This is a genomic window from Streptomyces sp. WAC05292, assembly GCF_003949955.1.
Classification (GTDB): domain Bacteria; phylum Actinomycetota; class Actinomycetes; order Streptomycetales; family Streptomycetaceae; genus Streptomyces; species Streptomyces globosus.
In genome coordinates, this window is record NZ_RPSE01000131.1 from 1 (window position 1) to 14,797 (window position 14,797).

General features: G+C 72.8%; 11 protein-coding genes. 6 read left to right on the top strand and 5 right to left on the bottom strand.

Going from position 1 to position 14,797, the window contains the following annotated elements:
* Positions 1-669: 669 nt before the first annotated feature.
* Entirely contained in the window at positions 670-1,812 is a 1,143-nt protein-coding gene (locus EF903_RS16315; RefSeq protein WP_125543961.1) for a PP2C family protein-serine/threonine phosphatase, read from the bottom strand.
* Positions 1,813-2,027: 215 nt separating this feature from the next.
* Between EF903_RS16315 and EF903_RS16320 the strand changes: the two genes are divergently transcribed.
* The gene (locus EF903_RS16320) at positions 2,028-3,263 is read left to right on the top strand and encodes a GNAT family N-acetyltransferase (protein ID WP_125543962.1); all 1,236 of its coding nucleotides are present in this window, start codon (positions 2,028-2,030) and stop codon (positions 3,261-3,263) included.
* A gap of 36 nt (positions 3,264-3,299) precedes the next feature.
* On the opposite strand, the gene EF903_RS16325 is transcribed toward EF903_RS16320, so the two are convergent.
* Together EF903_RS16325 and EF903_RS16330 are read right to left on the bottom strand one after the other, a co-directional pair.
* A complete protein-coding gene (locus EF903_RS16325) occupies positions 3,300-4,106 on the bottom strand; it encodes an Fpg/Nei family DNA glycosylase (protein WP_125543963.1) in 807 nt (268 codons plus the stop codon).
* 88 nt (positions 4,107-4,194) lie between these two features.
* Entirely contained in the window at positions 4,195-4,683 is a 489-nt protein-coding gene (locus EF903_RS16330; RefSeq protein ID WP_125543964.1) for a ribose-5-phosphate isomerase, read from the bottom strand.
* A 218-nt stretch (positions 4,684-4,901) separates the two neighbouring features.
* On the opposite strand from EF903_RS16330, the gene EF903_RS16335 reads away from it, so the two are divergent.
* The gene (locus tag EF903_RS16335) at positions 4,902-6,338 is read left to right on the top strand and encodes an amino acid permease (protein WP_125543965.1); all 1,437 of its coding nucleotides are present in this window, start codon (positions 4,902-4,904) and stop codon (positions 6,336-6,338) included.
* 100 nt (positions 6,339-6,438) lie between these two features.
* On the opposite strand, the gene EF903_RS16340 is transcribed toward EF903_RS16335, so the two are convergent.
* Positions 6,439-7,020, bottom strand: a complete 582-nt coding sequence (locus EF903_RS16340) for a biotin transporter BioY (RefSeq protein ID WP_125543966.1) — start codon at positions 7,018-7,020, stop codon at positions 6,439-6,441.
* Between the two features lie 286 nt (positions 7,021-7,306).
* Between EF903_RS16340 and EF903_RS16345 the strand changes: the two genes are divergently transcribed.
* The 3 genes from EF903_RS16345 (at position 7,307) to EF903_RS16355 (ending at position 11,143) form a co-directional block, all read left to right on the top strand.
* Positions 7,307-8,719: an amino acid permease gene (locus EF903_RS16345; protein ID WP_125543967.1), complete on the top strand. Its 1,413-nt coding sequence runs from the start codon at positions 7,307-7,309 to the stop codon at positions 8,717-8,719.
* Between the two features lie 189 nt (positions 8,720-8,908).
* Positions 8,909-10,321: an amino acid permease gene (locus EF903_RS16350; protein WP_125543968.1), complete on the top strand. Its 1,413-nt coding sequence runs from the start codon at positions 8,909-8,911 to the stop codon at positions 10,319-10,321.
* Between the two features lie 165 nt (positions 10,322-10,486).
* A complete protein-coding gene (locus EF903_RS16355; RefSeq protein ID WP_125543969.1) occupies positions 10,487-11,143 on the top strand; it encodes a superoxide dismutase in 657 nt (218 codons plus the stop codon).
* Between the two features lie 125 nt (positions 11,144-11,268).
* Here the strand turns inward: EF903_RS16355 and EF903_RS16360 are convergent, their stop codons facing one another.
* Positions 11,269-11,916, bottom strand: a complete 648-nt coding sequence (locus tag EF903_RS16360; RefSeq protein ID WP_125543970.1) for a DsbA family protein — start codon at positions 11,914-11,916, stop codon at positions 11,269-11,271.
* Positions 11,917-12,041: 125 nt separating this feature from the next.
* On the opposite strand from EF903_RS16360, the gene pepN reads away from it, so the two are divergent.
* Positions 12,042-14,594, top strand: a complete 2,553-nt coding sequence (gene pepN / locus EF903_RS16365; protein WP_125543971.1) for an aminopeptidase N — start codon at positions 12,042-12,044, stop codon at positions 14,592-14,594.
* The last annotated feature ends 203 nt before the right edge of the window (positions 14,595-14,797 follow it).

Below are 14,797 nucleotides of genomic sequence, written 5' to 3' on the forward strand. Positions count from 1 at the left end.
GGTGTGGTCCATGGGCGGCACCGTAGGGCCCGGGGGCGGGCGGCGGGCGGGCCAATCGGCGCCCGGTGGCCGGTCCGCGCCGATCGGCCCCGGCAGGCGTGCGGGGGGAGGCGTGGCGCCGCTCGGGCACAACGGCGCCGCCTGCGCGGGCGGTTGAGGCGGCCCGGTCGGCGGGCGGGATGCCTCCGGCGGCGCGGGCGCATGCGGGCCGCGGGGCGCCGCCGCCGGCGAGCCGCGCGTTCTCGTCGACGCCCGTGGCCCGGGTGCCGCCGGGGCGGGCTGGGCGAGCGGGCCTGCGTTTCCGCAGGCCATGGCGGGCCAGCGTGGCGCAGGCCAAGGCGGGCCGGCGTTCCGCGGGCCGAGGCGGGCCAGCGTCCGGCGGGCCGAGGCGGGCCGGCGTGGTGTGGGCCAAGGCGGGCCGGCGTTCCGCGGGCCAAGACGGGCCAGCGTGGCGCGGGCCAAGACGGGCCAGCGTCCGGCGGGCCGAGGCGGGCCGTGGCGGGCCGTGGCGGGCCTGCGTTCCGCGGGCCGAGGCGGGCCGGCGTGGCGCGGGCCAAGGCGGGCCTGCGTTCCGCGGGCCGAGGCGGGCCTGCGGGGTCGCGGACCGGAGGGGCGGGGTTCGTCACGGCGGCCGCGCTGCCGCGGGAAGTCCCCGCCGCCGTACGGGGGTCAGGGCGAGCGGCGGATGAGGAGGAGGGCGCGGTCGTCGTTGACGTCCTTGGCGACCTTCTCGATGAGGTGCCAGGCGGCGCCCTGCCAGCCGGCGGCGACGTACCGGTCGGCTTCGCCGGTGAGGCGGTCGATGCCTTCGCCGATGTCGCGGTCGGCGGTCTCGACGAGCCCGTCGGTGAAGAGCATCAGGACGTCGCCGGGGCGCAGCCGCCCGCGGGCGGGTGCGAACTCGGCGCCGTCGTAGACGCCGAGGAGCGGCCCTTCTCCGGTCTTCTCCTGCCAGCGGCCGGTTCCGGCGCAGAGCTGGAGGGCGGGCAGGTGGCCGGCGGACAGGAGTTCGTAGTCGCCGGTTTCGAGGTCGAGGACGAGGTGGACGGAGGTGGCGAAGCCCTCGTCCCAGTCCTGGCGCAGCAGGTAGCCGTTGGCGGCGGGCAGGAAGCCGTGCGGGGGGAGGGCGCCGAGGAGGCCGCCGAAGGCGCCGGAGAGCAGCAGGGCGCGGGAGCCGGCTTCCATGCCCTTGCCGGAGACGTCGGTGAGGACGACTTCGAGGGTGCGGCCGCCGTTGGTGCGGGCGGCGACGACGAAGTCGCCGGAGAAGGACTGGCCGCCGGCCGGGCGGAGGGCCATCTCCTGGTGCCAGCCGCGGGGCAGGGCGGGGAGCTTGCTCTGGACGCGGATGCGTTCGCGGAGGTCGAAGAGCATGGTGCCGCCGCGTCTCCAGGGGACGCCGACGCGGCTCCGGAACTGGGCGATGACGAGGCCGAAGAAGCCGCAGGCGGCCACGACGAGGACCGTGCCGGGGGTGACCCGGGCGGGGCCGAGGGTGTAGGGGCCGAGGACGAGGGATTCGACGATGAGGGCGGCGGCGGAGGCGGCGTACAGGGCGAGGAGGCTCGCGGGGCGCAGCAGCAGACCGCCCGCGACGATGGGCAGGACGAGGGCGGCGGGCGAGAACCACACGGGGAGCACGAGGGTGCCGCAGGCGATGGCGGGGACGGTGGCGAACAGCCCGGCGAAGGCGAGCCAGTCGGAGGCGTCGCCGCGGAAGTAGTCGACGGCGGATTTGCGCAGCGCTGTGCGGGCCCGGTGCCACGCCCTGCGCGTCCGGGCCCTGAGCGTCTCCACACCTGCTCCGGCCATGTCCCTCGGGACCCTATCCATCCCGGCTGTGTGCGCGCAGGGGTACCCCCGGACCGGTCCGCTCCGCTCGGCTGCGGCGCCGGGCGGGCCCGGACGGCGCCGACGGCCGCTGCTCCTGCGGGAGTCGGGGCGGACTGCGGCGGCGGCGCGGGCGGGTGCGCGGGTCGGCGGAAAAGCCTTAGACCGTGATGGATGCCACTGGTAAGGATGAGCACATGACTCTTGAGATGCGCATCTTGCGGTCGGATGAGTGGGATGTCTGGTACGACCACCTTGAGCTGGCCTTCGGCGGGGTGGCGGAGTCCCGCCAGGAGCGGGAGCTGTACCGGGCCCTGACGGAGGCCGAGCGGTCGCTCGGCGTCTGGGACGGGCAGGTGTGCGTGGGCTCGGCGGGCGCGTTCACGTTCCGGCTGTCGGTGCCGGGCGGGGGGCTGGTGCCGGCGGCGGGCGTGACGATGGTGGGCGTCGCGCCGACGCACCGCCGCCGCGGCGTCCTGACCTCGCTGATGCGCCGGCAGCTCGACGACGTCCGCGCGGGCGGTGAGCCGGTGGCGGTGCTGACGGCCTCGGAGCCGGCGATCTACGGGCGTTTCGGCTACGCCGCCGCCGCGTACGAGCTGGGGGTGGCCGTCGACACCTCACGGGTGGCGCTGTCGGTTCCGCCGGGGGCGGACGGGGTGCGGCTGCGCCTGGCCGATCCGGAGAAGGCGCTCGGCGACTGCGAGCGGGTGTACGCGCAGCTCGTCGCGCGGCGTCCCGGCATGCTCGCGCGGCAGCCGGGCTGGGAGCGGCAGGCGCTGCTGGACCCGCCGGGCAGCCGGGACGGGGCGTCCCCTCTGTCGTGTGTGGTGGCGGAGCGGGCGGACGGCTCGGTCGCGGGGTACGCCCGGTACCGGGTCAAGCCGGAGTGGAACGCGGCCGGGCCGTGCGGCGAGGTCGAGGTGCGGGATCTGGACGCGCTGGACCCGGCGGCGGGGGCCGCGCTCTGGCGCTATCTGTTCGGGATCGACCTGACATCGATGGTGCGGGCCCGCAGGCGGCCGGTCGACGATCCGCTGCTGCACCTGGTCAGCGACCCGCGGCGGGCGCTGCCGACCCTGCGGGACTCCCTGTACGTGCGGCTGGTGGACCTGCCGCGGGCGCTCGCGGCGCGTGCCTACGCGGCTCCGCTGGACGTGGTGCTGGAGGTGGCGGACGCGTTCTGCCCGTGGAACGCGGGCCGGTGGCGGCTGGCCGCGGACGGGCGGGGGCCGGTCCGCTGCGAGCGGACGGAGGACCCGGCGGACCTGGAGCTGTCGGTGCGGGAGCTGGCGGCGGCGTACCTCGGCGGGGTCGCGCTGACCGCGCTGGCGGAGGCGGGGCGGGTGCGGGAGCGGCGGCCGGGGACGCTCGCGGCGGCCTCGCGGGCGTTCGCCTCGGACGTGGCGCCCTGGCTGCCGCACGGCTTCTGACCGGTCCCGGCCGCACCCCGGCTGGGGCTGCCGCTTTCAGCGGGTCTGGCAGCCCGGGCACCAGAAGAGGTTGCGCGCGGCGAGGCCCGCGGTGCGGATGGCGCTCCCGCAGACGTGGCAGGGCATGTGCGCCCGCCGGTAGACGTACACCTCGCCGCCGTGGTCGTCGACGCGCGGCGGACGGCCCATCGCCTCGGGCGTGTGCTCCTCGCGGACGGTGTCGATCCGGTTGTTTCGCACGCCCTCGCGCATGAGCACGGCGAGGTCGGCCCACATGGCGTCCCATTCGGCTCGGCGGACGTCCCTGCCGAGCCGGTACGGGTCCACTCCGTGCCGGAAGAGCACCTCGGCGCGGTAGACGTTGCCGACGCCGGCGACGACCTTCTGGTCCATCAGGAGCGCCGCGATGGTGGTGCGGGAGCGCGATATCCGCTGCCAGGCGCGGTCGGGGTCGTCGTCGGGGCGCAGCGGGTCGGGGCCGAGCCGGTCGTGCACCGCCTGCTTCTCGGCGTCGCCGACGAGGGCGCATGCCGTCGGGCCGCGCAGGTCGGCGAAGTGCTCGTCGTTCGCCAGTCGGAGCCGGACGGTGTCGGCGGCGGGGGGTGCGGGGGCGGGTCCGAAGCCGAGCTTGCCGAAGAGGCCGAGGTGGATGTGGATCCAGGCGTCGCCGAGCTCCAGGAAGAGGTGCTTGCCGTGCGCCTCGGCGCTCTCCAGCCGGCGGCCGTCGAGCAGGGCGGCGCTCTCGGCGAACCGGCCCTGCGGGCTGCTCACCCGGACGGGCCGGCCTGCGAACCGCTCGGTGTGGTCCTGGGCGAGGCGGTGGATCGTATGCCCCTCGGGCACTGCTGCTCTCCTCGGGTCGGCCGGCGCCGCGCCCGCCGCGGGAACGGCAGTGCCGCCGGACCCCGCGGATCCGGCGGCACGGCGGCTGCTACTGGTCCTGCGGGTGGTGGGCCGGGATGGGCGGGAGCTCGCCGGTCTGCTCGTAGGCGGAGAGCATGTCGATGCGGCGGGTGTGGCGCTCTTCGCCGGAGTACGGGGTCGCCAGGAAGGCCTCGATGAAGGAGGTGGCCTCGTCCTGGGTGTGCATGCGGCCGCCGACGGAGATGACGTTGGCGTTGTTGTGCTCGCGGCCCAGCTTCGCGGTCTCCACGCTCCAGGCGAGGACGGCACGGACGCCCTTGACCTTGTTGGCGGCGATCTGCTCGCCGTTGCCGGAGCCGCCGATCACGATGCCGAGGCTGCCCTCGTCGGCGGCGGTCCTCTCCGCGGCGCGCAGGCAGAACGGCGGGTAGTCGTCCACGGCGTCGTAGATGTGGGGCCCGCAGTCGACGGGCTCGTGGCCGTTGTTCTTGAGCCAGTCCACCAGGTGGTTCTTCAGCTCAAAGCCGGCATGGTCGGATCCGAGGTACACGCGCATGGGACGAGTGTGTCACGAGCGGCCCGCGAGGCCCGTACCGGGTGTCGCGTAAGTCACTTCTAAAGCTCAAGTAAACCCAAAGAACGCAGATGAGACAGGGTGGGACCAAGGTCCCGGACCTTGGTCCCATGGCAACGATCCGGACGCGGCTCTTCCGGCCGGAGGCATCTCGGGCTTGAATGCCAGAACTCGCAACCCGAGAACCTAAGGAATCGTCCATGAGCACCACGACGACCCTTCGGAAGGCAGGCGACCCCTCCGGTAACCCCGGCGACGCCACGCCCAACGACGGTCTCAAGGCCGGTCTCAAGAACCGCCACCTTTCCATGATCGCCATCGGCGGCGTCATCGGCGCAGGACTCTTCGTCGGCTCCGCCGGCGGCATAGCCAAGGCCGGTCCCGCCATCCTGATCTCCTACGCGCTCGTCGGCGCGATGGTCGTCTTCGTGATGCGGATGCTCGGCGAGATGGCCGCGGCCAGCCCGAACTCCGGCTCCTTCTCCGCCTACGCCGACCGGGCGCTGGGCCGCTGGGCCGGCTTCTCCATCGGCTGGCTCTACTGGTTCTTCTGGGTCGTCGTCCTCGCCGTCGAGGCGACCGCCGGCGCCGTCATCCTCGAGAGCTGGATCCCCGCCGTCCCGCAGTGGGCCTGGGCCCTGATCGTGATGGCCGTCCTGACCGCCACCAACCTCGGCTCCGTCGCCTCGTACGGCGAGTTCGAGTTCTGGTTCGCCGGCATCAAGGTCGTCGCGATCGGCGCGTTCGTCGTCATCGGCATGCTGGCCGTCTTCGGCGTGCTGCCGGGCTCGGACAACCCGGGTGCGGGCTTCGCCCACCTCACGGACACCGGCGGCTTCATGCCGAACGGCTGGGGCTCGATCCTGACCGGTGTGCTGATGGTCGTCTTCTCCTTCATGGGCAGCGAGATCGTCACGCTGGCCGCCGGCGAGTCCGAGGACCCGCGCCGCGCCGTCACCAAGGCCACCAACTCGGTCATCTGGCGCATCGCCGTCTTCTACCTCGGCTCGATCTTCGTCGTCCTGACGCTGCTGCCGTGGAACGACAAGTCGATCGTGGAGAAGGGCTCCTACGTCGCCGCCCTGGACTCCATCGGCATCCCGGCCGCGGGCCAGATCATGAACTTCATCGTGCTGACGGCCGTGCTGTCCTGCCTGAACTCGGGTCTGTACACCGCCTCCCGCATGGCGTTCTCCCTCGGCGAGCGCGGCGAGGCCCCGAAGTCCTTCGCCAAGGTCAACAAGAAGGGCGTGCCCACCGCCGCCATCCTGGGCTCCACCGTCTTCGGCTTCGTCGCCGTCGTGTTCAACTACACGAACCCGGACACCGTCTTCAGCTTCCTGCTGAACTCCTCCGGCGCGATCGCGCTGTTCGTGTGGCTGGTCATCTGCCTGACCCAGCTGCGCATGCGCAAGATCCTGGTGGCCGAGGCCCCGGAGAAGCTGACGGTGAAGATGTGGCTCTTCCCGTATCTGACGTACGCCACCGCCGCGATGATCGTCTTCGTCCTGGGCTACATGTTCTACGACGACGGCAACCGCGAGGTCGTGTCGCTGTCGGTGCTCGTCGCCGCGGTCGTCATCGCGATCGGCGTGGTGCGCGACGTCCGCCGCCGCAAGGCCGCCGTCCAGGGCTGACGCCCGGCCCGCTGGGGCCGCAGACGGCAGCAGCCCCGGACCGCGCACCGCGCAGGTCCGGGGCTGCCCCGTTTCCGGGCCGCTGCCGGCGGCTCCGGCTTCAGGAGCGGCCGGCCAGCTTCCAGGCGGCGGGCAGCAGGCCCATCGCCAGCGCCGCCTTCAGGGCGTCGCCGACCAGGAACGGGGTCAGGCCCGCCGCGACCGCCGCGCCGAGGGACATGCCGGTCGACAGCGCCAGGTACGGCACGCCCACCGCGTAGATCAGGGCCGAGCCGAGCGCCATCGCACCGGCCGTGCGCAGCACGGAGCGGTCGGCGCCGCGGCGGGCCAGGGCGCCGACGACCGTGGCGGCGAGCAGCATGCCGAGGACGTAGCCGAAGGAGGCTCCGAACGCACCGGAGGTGCCGTTCGCGAACCACGGCACTCCGGCGGCGCCGGCGAGCGCGTACGCCGCGAGGGAGAGGAAGCCGAGGCGGGCGCCGAGGGCGGTGCCGACGAGCAGCGCGGCGAACGTCTGGCCGGTGACCGGGACCGGGGAGCCGGGGACGGGCACCGCGATCTGCGCGGCCAGCCCGGTCAGGGCGGCCCCGCCGGCGACGAGCGCGATGTCGCGGACGCGGCTCGCGGGCAGCAGGTCGGCGAGGACGGTGCCGGGGCGGACGGAAACGGATGCAGTGCTCATCGGGAGGCTCCGCGGGGATGAGGGTGACGGGACGATCACCGACGCTAATGCGCGCCCCCGCGGGACCCCACCGCTGCCCGGGACAAAGCCCCACTCCCCCGTTTGGTCGGGATCGCACAAAGTCCCCGGTTCACACCCGGGGGACCGTGATGCTCATCACGGGTCAGTTCACTCCACACATCCGTTTTGCGCGGATGGGCGCCGAACGGCGAGACTGTAGGGTCCCGCCAATCACCCGTGCGGGGCCCAACCGCCGCTGCCGAGCCGAGAGTACGAGCCTCCCCTCATGCGCGACCGTCTGCCCGACACTCCTCCACGCGCGGGCGAGCTGCCCGCGGAACCCCTGAGCCACAGCCTCAAGCAGCGCCACCTGACCATGCTGGGCCTCGGCGGGGTGATCGGGGCGGGCCTGTTCGTCGGATCCGGCGCCGGCATCGCCGTCGCCGGACCGGCGATCATCTGCTCGTACCTGCTCGCGGGCGCGCTGGCCATGCTGGTGATGCGCGCGCTCGGCGAGATGTCCGCGGCGCTGCCCGCCTCCGGTTCCTTCTCCGTGTACGCGGAGCGGGCGCTGGGCCGCTGGGCGGGCTTCTCGGCCGGCTGGCTGTACTGGTTCCTGCTGGTGGTGGTGCTGGCCGTGGAGGCGACAGGCGCCGCGAAGATCGCCAACGGCTGGGTGCCGGCGGTGGACCAGTGGGTGTGGGTGCTCGTCTTCATGGTGGTCTTCACCGTGGCCAACCTCGCCGCGGTGAAGAACTTCGGCGAGTTCGAGTTCTGGTTCGCGGCCCTGAAGGTCGGGGCGATCGTCCTCTTCCTGGTCCTGGGCACGCTCGCGATCTTCGGGCTGCTGCCGGACACGGACCCGGTGGGCCTGGCCAACCTGACGGGCCAGGGCGGGTTCTTCCCGCAGGGGGCCGGGGGCGTGGTCGCCGGCATGCTGGCCGTCATCTTCGCGTTCGGCGGCCTGGAGGTCGTCACCATCGCGGCCGCCGAGTCCGACGACCCGGCCCGCTCGGTGGCCCGCGCGGTGCGCAGCGCGGTGTGGCGCATCCTCTTCTTCTACGTCGGCTCGATGCTGGTCGTGGTGACGCTGCTGCCGTGGGACTCGCTGACGCCGGGCCAGAGCCCGTACGTGGCGGTGCTGGACTCCATCGGGATCCCCGCCGCGGGCCAGATCATGAACATCGTGGTCTTCGTGGCGCTGCTGTCGGCGCTGAACGCCAACCTGTACGGGTCCTCCCGCATGGTGTTCTCGCTGGCCGAGCGCGGCGAGGCGCCGACGGCGCTGCTGAAGGTGTCGCCGGGCGGGGTGCCGCGCCGGGCCGTCTTCGCCTCGGTGTCCTTCGGGTTCGCCTCGGTGGTGCTGAACCTGCTGTGGCCGGACACGGTGTTCCTGTACATGCTGAACGCGGTCGGCGCGGTGCTGCTGTTCGTGTGGGCGCTGATCGCGGTGTCGCAGCTGCGGCTGCGCCGGCAGCTGGAGCGGGACATGCCGGAGCGGCTGACGCTGCGGATGTGGTGCTTCCCCTACCTGACGTGGGCGGCGCTGCTGGGGATGGCTGCCGTGCTGGTGCTGATGCTGTTCGACGAGGGGGCGCGGTCGCAGCTGCTGTGGTCCTCCGGCGCGGCCGCCGCGGTGCTGGTCGTGGCCTGGGTGCGGGAGCTGCGCGCGCGGCGCGCCGGGGACGCGGCCGGCTGAGGGCGGGAGCGCGCCCGCGGCGGTGAGCCGGGCACGGGACCTCGCGGGCCCGGGACTTCATGTCCCGGGCCCGCTGCCGTCGGCGGTGCGGAAAGGGGCGTGCGACCGGATGATCACAACCCGTGAGCCGCACGTCCGAATAGCGGACGAAAAACGTCCGACTATCGGACGCTCGGCAGACTGGCCGGCATGAGTCAGCGCACCACCCCACCCCCCGCACCGCCCACCGCCGGGCAGCAGCCGCCGGCGGACGCCCCCCTCGGCAACGGCCTCCGGCAGCGCCACCTGTCGATGATCGCGCTCGGCGGCGTCATCGGCGCCGGCCTGTTCGTCGGCTCCGGGGCCGGCGTCGCGGCGGCCGGCCCGGCGATCGTGGTCGCGTACGCCCTGTCCGGGCTCCTCGTGATGCTCGTGATGCGGATGCTCGGCGAGATGTCCGCGGCGAACCCCGCCTCCGGCTCCTTCTCGGTGCACGCGGAGCGGGCGATCGGTCCCTGGGCCGGGTTCACGGCCGGCTGGATGTTCTGGACGCTGCTGTGCGTGGGCGTGGCCATCGAGGCGATCGGCGCGGCGCACATCATGACCGGCTGGTTCCCGGGTACCCCGTCATGGGCGTGGGTGCTGGCCTTCATGGCCCTCTTCTGCGGGGCCAACCTGGCCGCCGTCGCCGGCTTCGGCGAGTTCGAGTTCTGGTTCGCCGCCCTGAAGATCGGCGCGATCGCCCTGTTCCTGGGCCTGGGCGTGCTCGCGGTCCTCGGCCTGCTGCCGGGCACCTCCTCCCCCGGCACCGCCAACCTGCTGCCCGAGGGCGGGTTCCTGCCGGGCGGCGTCGACGGCCTGCTCGTCGGCGTGCTGGCCTCGGTCGTCGCCTACGGCGGCCTGGAGACGGTCACCATCGCGGCCGCCGAGTCCGACGACCCGGTGCGCGGCGTGGCGAAGGCGGTGCGGACCACCATGTGGCGGATCGCGGTCGTCTACGTCGGCTCGATGCTGGTCGTGGTCACGCTGCTGCCGTGGGACGACCCGAAGGTGACCGAGCAGGGCCCGTACGCCGCCACCCTCGACCACCTGGGCATCCCCGCCGCCGGCGAGGTCATGAACGCGGTCGTCCTCGTCGCGCTGCTGTCCGCGATGAACGCGAACATCTACGGCTCCTCCCGGATGGCCTACTCCCTCGTCTCCCGCGGCCAGGGGCCCCGCGCCCTCGGCAACGTCAGCGGAGGGGTGCCGCGGCGCGCGGTGCTCGCCTCCTGCGGCTTCGGCTTCACGACGGTGCTGCTGTCGTACTGGTACCCGGACACCCTGTTCGCCTGGCTGCTGAACATGGTCGGCGGGGTGATCCTCGTCGTCTGGGGCTTCACCGCCGTCTCGCAGCTGGTGCTGCGCCGCCGGACGGAGCGCGAGGACCCGGCGCGACTCGCCGTGCGCATGTGGTGCTTCCCGTATCTGACGTGGGCGGCGATCGCGGGCGTCGCGGGGGTGCTGGTGCTGATGGCCTGGAACCCCGACACACGGGTGCAGGTCGCCTTCACCGGCGGACTCGCCGTGTTCCTCGCCGCCACCGGCTTCCTGATGCAGCGTCGGCGGACGTCCCGCGGCTGACGCCCCGTTCCCCCGTTCGCAGGCGGGCCCCGTGCAGGCGCACGGGGCCCGCCTGCGCTTTCACAGAGGCGACCCTTACGTGAGAGCTGGAATAGATACTGCTAGCGTGCAGTTGCGCATTGATTGCAATAGCAGTTGGCACGCTGAGGGGACCGGATCACACGCATGGCCATCTACACGCTTCCCGAGCTTCCGTACGAGTACTCGGCTCTCGAGCCGGTGATCAACCCGCAGATCATCGAGCTGCACCACGACAAGCACCACGCGGCGTACGTCAAGGGAGCCAACGACACGCTGGAGCAGCTGGAGGAGGCGCGCGACAAGGAGAACTGGGGCGCGCTGAACGGCCTGGAGAAGAACCTCGCGTTCCACCTCTCCGGCCACATCCTCCACAGCATCTACTGGCACAACATGGCCAGCCCGAAGACCGGCGAGGGCGGCGGCGAGCCGACCGCGGCCGACGGCCTGGGCGAGCTGGCGGACGCCATCACCGAGTCCTTCGGCTCCTTCGCCCGGTTCAAGAAGCAGCTGACCTTCGCGTCCTCCGCGACGCAGGGCTCCGGCTGGGGCGTCCTCGCCTACGAGCCCGTCAGCGGCCGCCTGATCGTCGAGCAGATCTACGACCACCAGGGCAACGTCGGCCAGGGCTCCGTGCCCATCCTGGTCTTCGACGCCTGGGAGCACGCCTTCTACCTGCAGTACAAGAACCAGAAGGTGGACTTCATCGAGGCGATGTGGAACGTCGTCAACTGGCAGGACGTCGCCAAGCGCTACACCGACGCCAAGGCCAACACCCCGCTGCTGATCCCCGTCAAGGGCTGATCGCGGCTCCCGGGCCGCCCGCCTCGTGATCGTCTTCTCAACCTTCGCGACCGGGCGTTTCCAACGGCAGACCCCCGTGAGGACGTGACTCACGGGGGTCTGCCGCGTGGCGCGCCGGGGGTGCGTCAGTCGAAGCGCGGGCCCTCGGTGCGGGTGCGCTTGATCTCGTAGAAGCCCGGGGTGGAGGCGACGAGCAGGGTGCCGTCCCACAGCCGGGCGGCCGCCTCGCCGCGCGGGGCCGGGGTGACGACCGGACCGAAGAAGGCGACGTCCTTGCCGTCGGCTCCGGGCACGGAGATCACCGGGGTGCCGACCTCCTGGCCGACGCGCTCGATGCCGTTGTTGTGGGATTCGCGCAGCACCTCGTCGTACTCGTCGGAGTCGGCGAAGCGGATCAGCTCGGCGGGCAGGCCGACCTCGTCCAGCGCGGCGGCGATGACCTCGCGGGTCGCGCCGAGGTCCTGGTTGTGGATGCGGGTGCCGAGCGCGGTGTAGAGCTTGCCGGTGACCTCGTCGCCGTGCTTCTGCTGGGCGGCGATGACGACGCGCACGGGCGCCCAGCCCTTGGGGCCGACGATCTCCCGGTAGCGCTCGGGGAGTTCCTCGAGGCGGTGCTCGTTCAGGACGGCGAGGCTCATCACGTGCCAGCGGACCTCGACGTCGCGGACCTTCTCGACCTCCAGCATCCAGCGGGAGGTCATCCAGGCCCAGGGGCAGAGCGGGTCGAACCAGAAGTCGACCGGGGTCTTCTCGCGCACCTGGGTGTCGGCCATGTCTCTCCTTGGGGCGGATAACGCTTCTCTGGTCATGTTCCTCCTGGCCAACCGGGCCGCGTCCGTGCGCATTCCCGCGTGGGAGGATTCGATCAGGTATCGCGAGCCCGCACGAAGGAGTGCACGTGCCAGGAGAGAATCTGTCCCGCGAGGAAGCCCGCGAGCGGGCGGAACTGCTGTCCGTCGACGGCTACGAGGTCGCCCTCGACCTCCGCTCGGCCGTGGACGCCGCCGAACCGGCCGAGGGGCCGCGGACCTTCCGCTCGGTGTCGACGATCCGCTTCCGCGCCGCCGTGCCCGGGTCGTCGTCCTTCGCGGACCTGGTCGCGCCGTCCGTGAACTCCGTCACCCTCAACGGGCGCCCGCTGGATCCGGCGGCCGTCTTCGACGGAGCCCGGATCGCGCTGGAGGGCCTGGAGTCCGAGAACGTCCTCGTCGTCGACGCGAACTGCGCGTACAGCCGGACGGGCGAGGGCATGCACCGGTTCGTCGACCCGGAGGACGGCGAGGTCTACCTCTACACGCAGTACGAGCCGGCGGACGCCCGGCGGGTGTACGCCAATTTCGAGCAGCCCGACCTGAAGGCGCCCTACCGCTTCGAGGTGGCCGCGCCCGAGGGCTGGCACGTGTGGAGCAACGGCGCGGAGGTCTCCCGCGAGGGCGCGACCCGCCGGTTCGCCGAGACCAAGCCGATCTCGACGTACATCACCTGCGTCGTCGCCGGCCCCTACCACTACGTGACGGACACCTACACCCGCGGGGACCTGGAGATCCCGCTGGGTGCGATGTGCCGCAAGGGGCTCGCCAAGCACTTCGACGCGGAGGAGGTCTTCCGCGTCACCAAGCAGGGCTTCGACTTCTTCCACGAGCACTTCGACTACCCGTACCCCTTCGGGAAGTACGACCAGGCCTTCGTCCCCGAGTACAACCTGGGCGCCATGGAGAACCCGGGCATGGTCACCTTCCGGGAGGAGTACGTCTTCCGCGGCAAGGTCACCCGGGCGGCGTACGAGCGCCGCTGCAACACGGTGCTCCACGAGATGGCCCACATGTGGTTCGGCGACCTCGTCACCATGAAGTGGTGGGACGACCTGTGGCTGAAGGAGTCCTTCGCGGACTTCATGGGCACCTTCTCGCAGGTGGAGGCGACCCGCTTCGACCAGGCGTGGGTGACCTTCGCCAACAGCCGCAAGGCCTGGGCCTACCGCGCCGACCAGCTGCCGTCCACGCACCCGATCACGGCCGACATCCGCGACCTGGAGGACGCCAAGCTCAACTTCGACGGCATCACCTACGCCAAGGGCGCGGCCGTCCTGAAGCAGCTCGTGGCGTACGTGGGCCGGGAGGCGTTCCTGGAGGGGGCCCGCCGCTACTTCAAGGCGAACGCCTACGGCAACACCACCCTGGCCGACCTGCTGTCGGTGCTCGGCGAGGTGTCCGGGCGGGACATGGCCGAGTGGTCCCGGGCCTGGCTGCAGACGGCCGGCGTGAACGTGCTGACCCCGGAGCCGGTCCTCGGGGAGGAGGGCCGGCTCGCCGAACTGGCCGTCGTCCAGGAGGGCGGCGAGCTGCGCCCGCACCGGATCGCGGTGGGCCTGTACCGGCTGGAGGGCGGCTCGCTCGTCCGCTACGCGCAGGCCGAGGCGGACGTCGCGGGCGCCCGGACGGCGGTTCCGGAGCTGGCCGGCCGGGAGCGGCCCGACCTCGTCCTCGTCAACGACGACGACCTCACCTACTGCAAGGTCCGCTTCGACGAGCGGTCCCTCACGACCCTGCGGAACCGGCTCGGCGACATCACGGACCCGCTGGCGCGGGCCCTGTGCTGGTCCGCGGCCTGGAACCTGACCCGGGACGGGCTCATGCCCGCCCGCGACTTCATCGCACTGGTGACGGCGCACGCGGGCCGGGAGGGCGATGTCGGCGTCGTCCAGATGGTGCACTCCCAGGCGCTGGCCGCCCTCACGCACTACGCGGCACCCGCCTGGCGCGAGCAGGGCGGCCGGGAGCTGGCGGCCGCCGCGCTGCGGGAGCTGCGGCTGGCCGAGCCGGGCTCGGAGCACCAGCTGACCTGGGCCCGGTTCTTCGCGGCCGCCGCGGCGACCGAGGGCGACTTCCAGCTGCTGCTGGGGCTGCTGGACGGGACCGCGCGCATCGACGGGCTGGAGGTGGACCAGGAGCTGCGCTGGGACTTCCTGCTGCCGCTGGCCGCGCACGGCGCGGTCGACGAGGCCGCGGTCAACGCCGAGCTGGCGCGGGACGACACGGCGTCGGGCAAGCGGCACCAGGTGCGCTGCCTCGCGGCGCGCCCGTCGGCGGCGGTCAAGGACCAGGCGTGGGCGGCGGTCGTCGAGTCGGACGCCCTGTCGAACGCGCTGGTGGAGGCGACCATCGACGGGATGCAGCAGTCCTCGCAGCGGGCCCTGCTGGCCGCGTACACCGACCGCTACTTCGAGGTGATCGAGCGGATCTGGGCCGAGCGCTCCATCCAGATCGGCATGCACGTCGTCCGGGGCATGTACCCCGCGCTCCAGGACGACGCGGCGACGCTGGAGGCCACGGACGCCTGGCTGTCCGCGCACGGGGACGCCGCGCCGGCGCTGCGGCGGCTCGTGCTGGAGTCCCGCGACGACCTGGCCCGGGCGCTGCGCGCGCAGGCCTGCGACGCCGCCGCCGGGTAGCGGCCGCCGCGGGCCGGGTCCGGGGGCGCCGCCTCCGGACCCGGCCGGGCGGGCCCGCGAGCGCGGGCTATCGGCCATCGAACGGCCGTACTTTAGTGCTGTCTTGTCCGGATTTGCCGACGGGACGGTAACAGCGGTTAGGGGACCCGCCCGGGGCGGGAATCTCCGCGGCATGAACCACAACGCACCCCTCCCCCTCGCCC

Excerpts from the sequence above, each read along its gene's own strand:
- EF903_RS16315 (WP_125543961.1), bottom strand. The coding sequence starts at position 1,812 with ATGGCCGGAGCAGGTGTGGAGACGCTCAGGGCCCGGACGCGCAGGGCG.
- EF903_RS16320 (WP_125543962.1), top strand. The coding sequence starts at position 2,028 with ATGACTCTTGAGATGCGCATCTTGCGGTCGGATGAGTGGGATGTCTGG.
- EF903_RS16330 (WP_125543964.1), bottom strand. The coding sequence starts at position 4,683 with ATGCGCGTGTACCTCGGATCCGACCATGCCGGCTTTGAGCTGAAGAAC.
- EF903_RS16335 (WP_125543965.1), top strand. The coding sequence starts at position 4,902 with ATGAGCACCACGACGACCCTTCGGAAGGCAGGCGACCCCTCCGGTAAC.
- EF903_RS16340 (WP_125543966.1), bottom strand. The coding sequence starts at position 7,020 with ATGAGCACTGCATCCGTTTCCGTCCGCCCCGGCACCGTCCTCGCCGAC.
- EF903_RS16345 (WP_125543967.1), top strand. The coding sequence starts at position 7,307 with ATGCGCGACCGTCTGCCCGACACTCCTCCACGCGCGGGCGAGCTGCCC.
- EF903_RS16350 (WP_125543968.1), top strand. The coding sequence starts at position 8,909 with ATGAGTCAGCGCACCACCCCACCCCCCGCACCGCCCACCGCCGGGCAG.
- EF903_RS16355 (WP_125543969.1), top strand. The coding sequence starts at position 10,487 with ATGGCCATCTACACGCTTCCCGAGCTTCCGTACGAGTACTCGGCTCTC.
- EF903_RS16360 (WP_125543970.1), bottom strand. The coding sequence starts at position 11,916 with ATGGCCGACACCCAGGTGCGCGAGAAGACCCCGGTCGACTTCTGGTTC.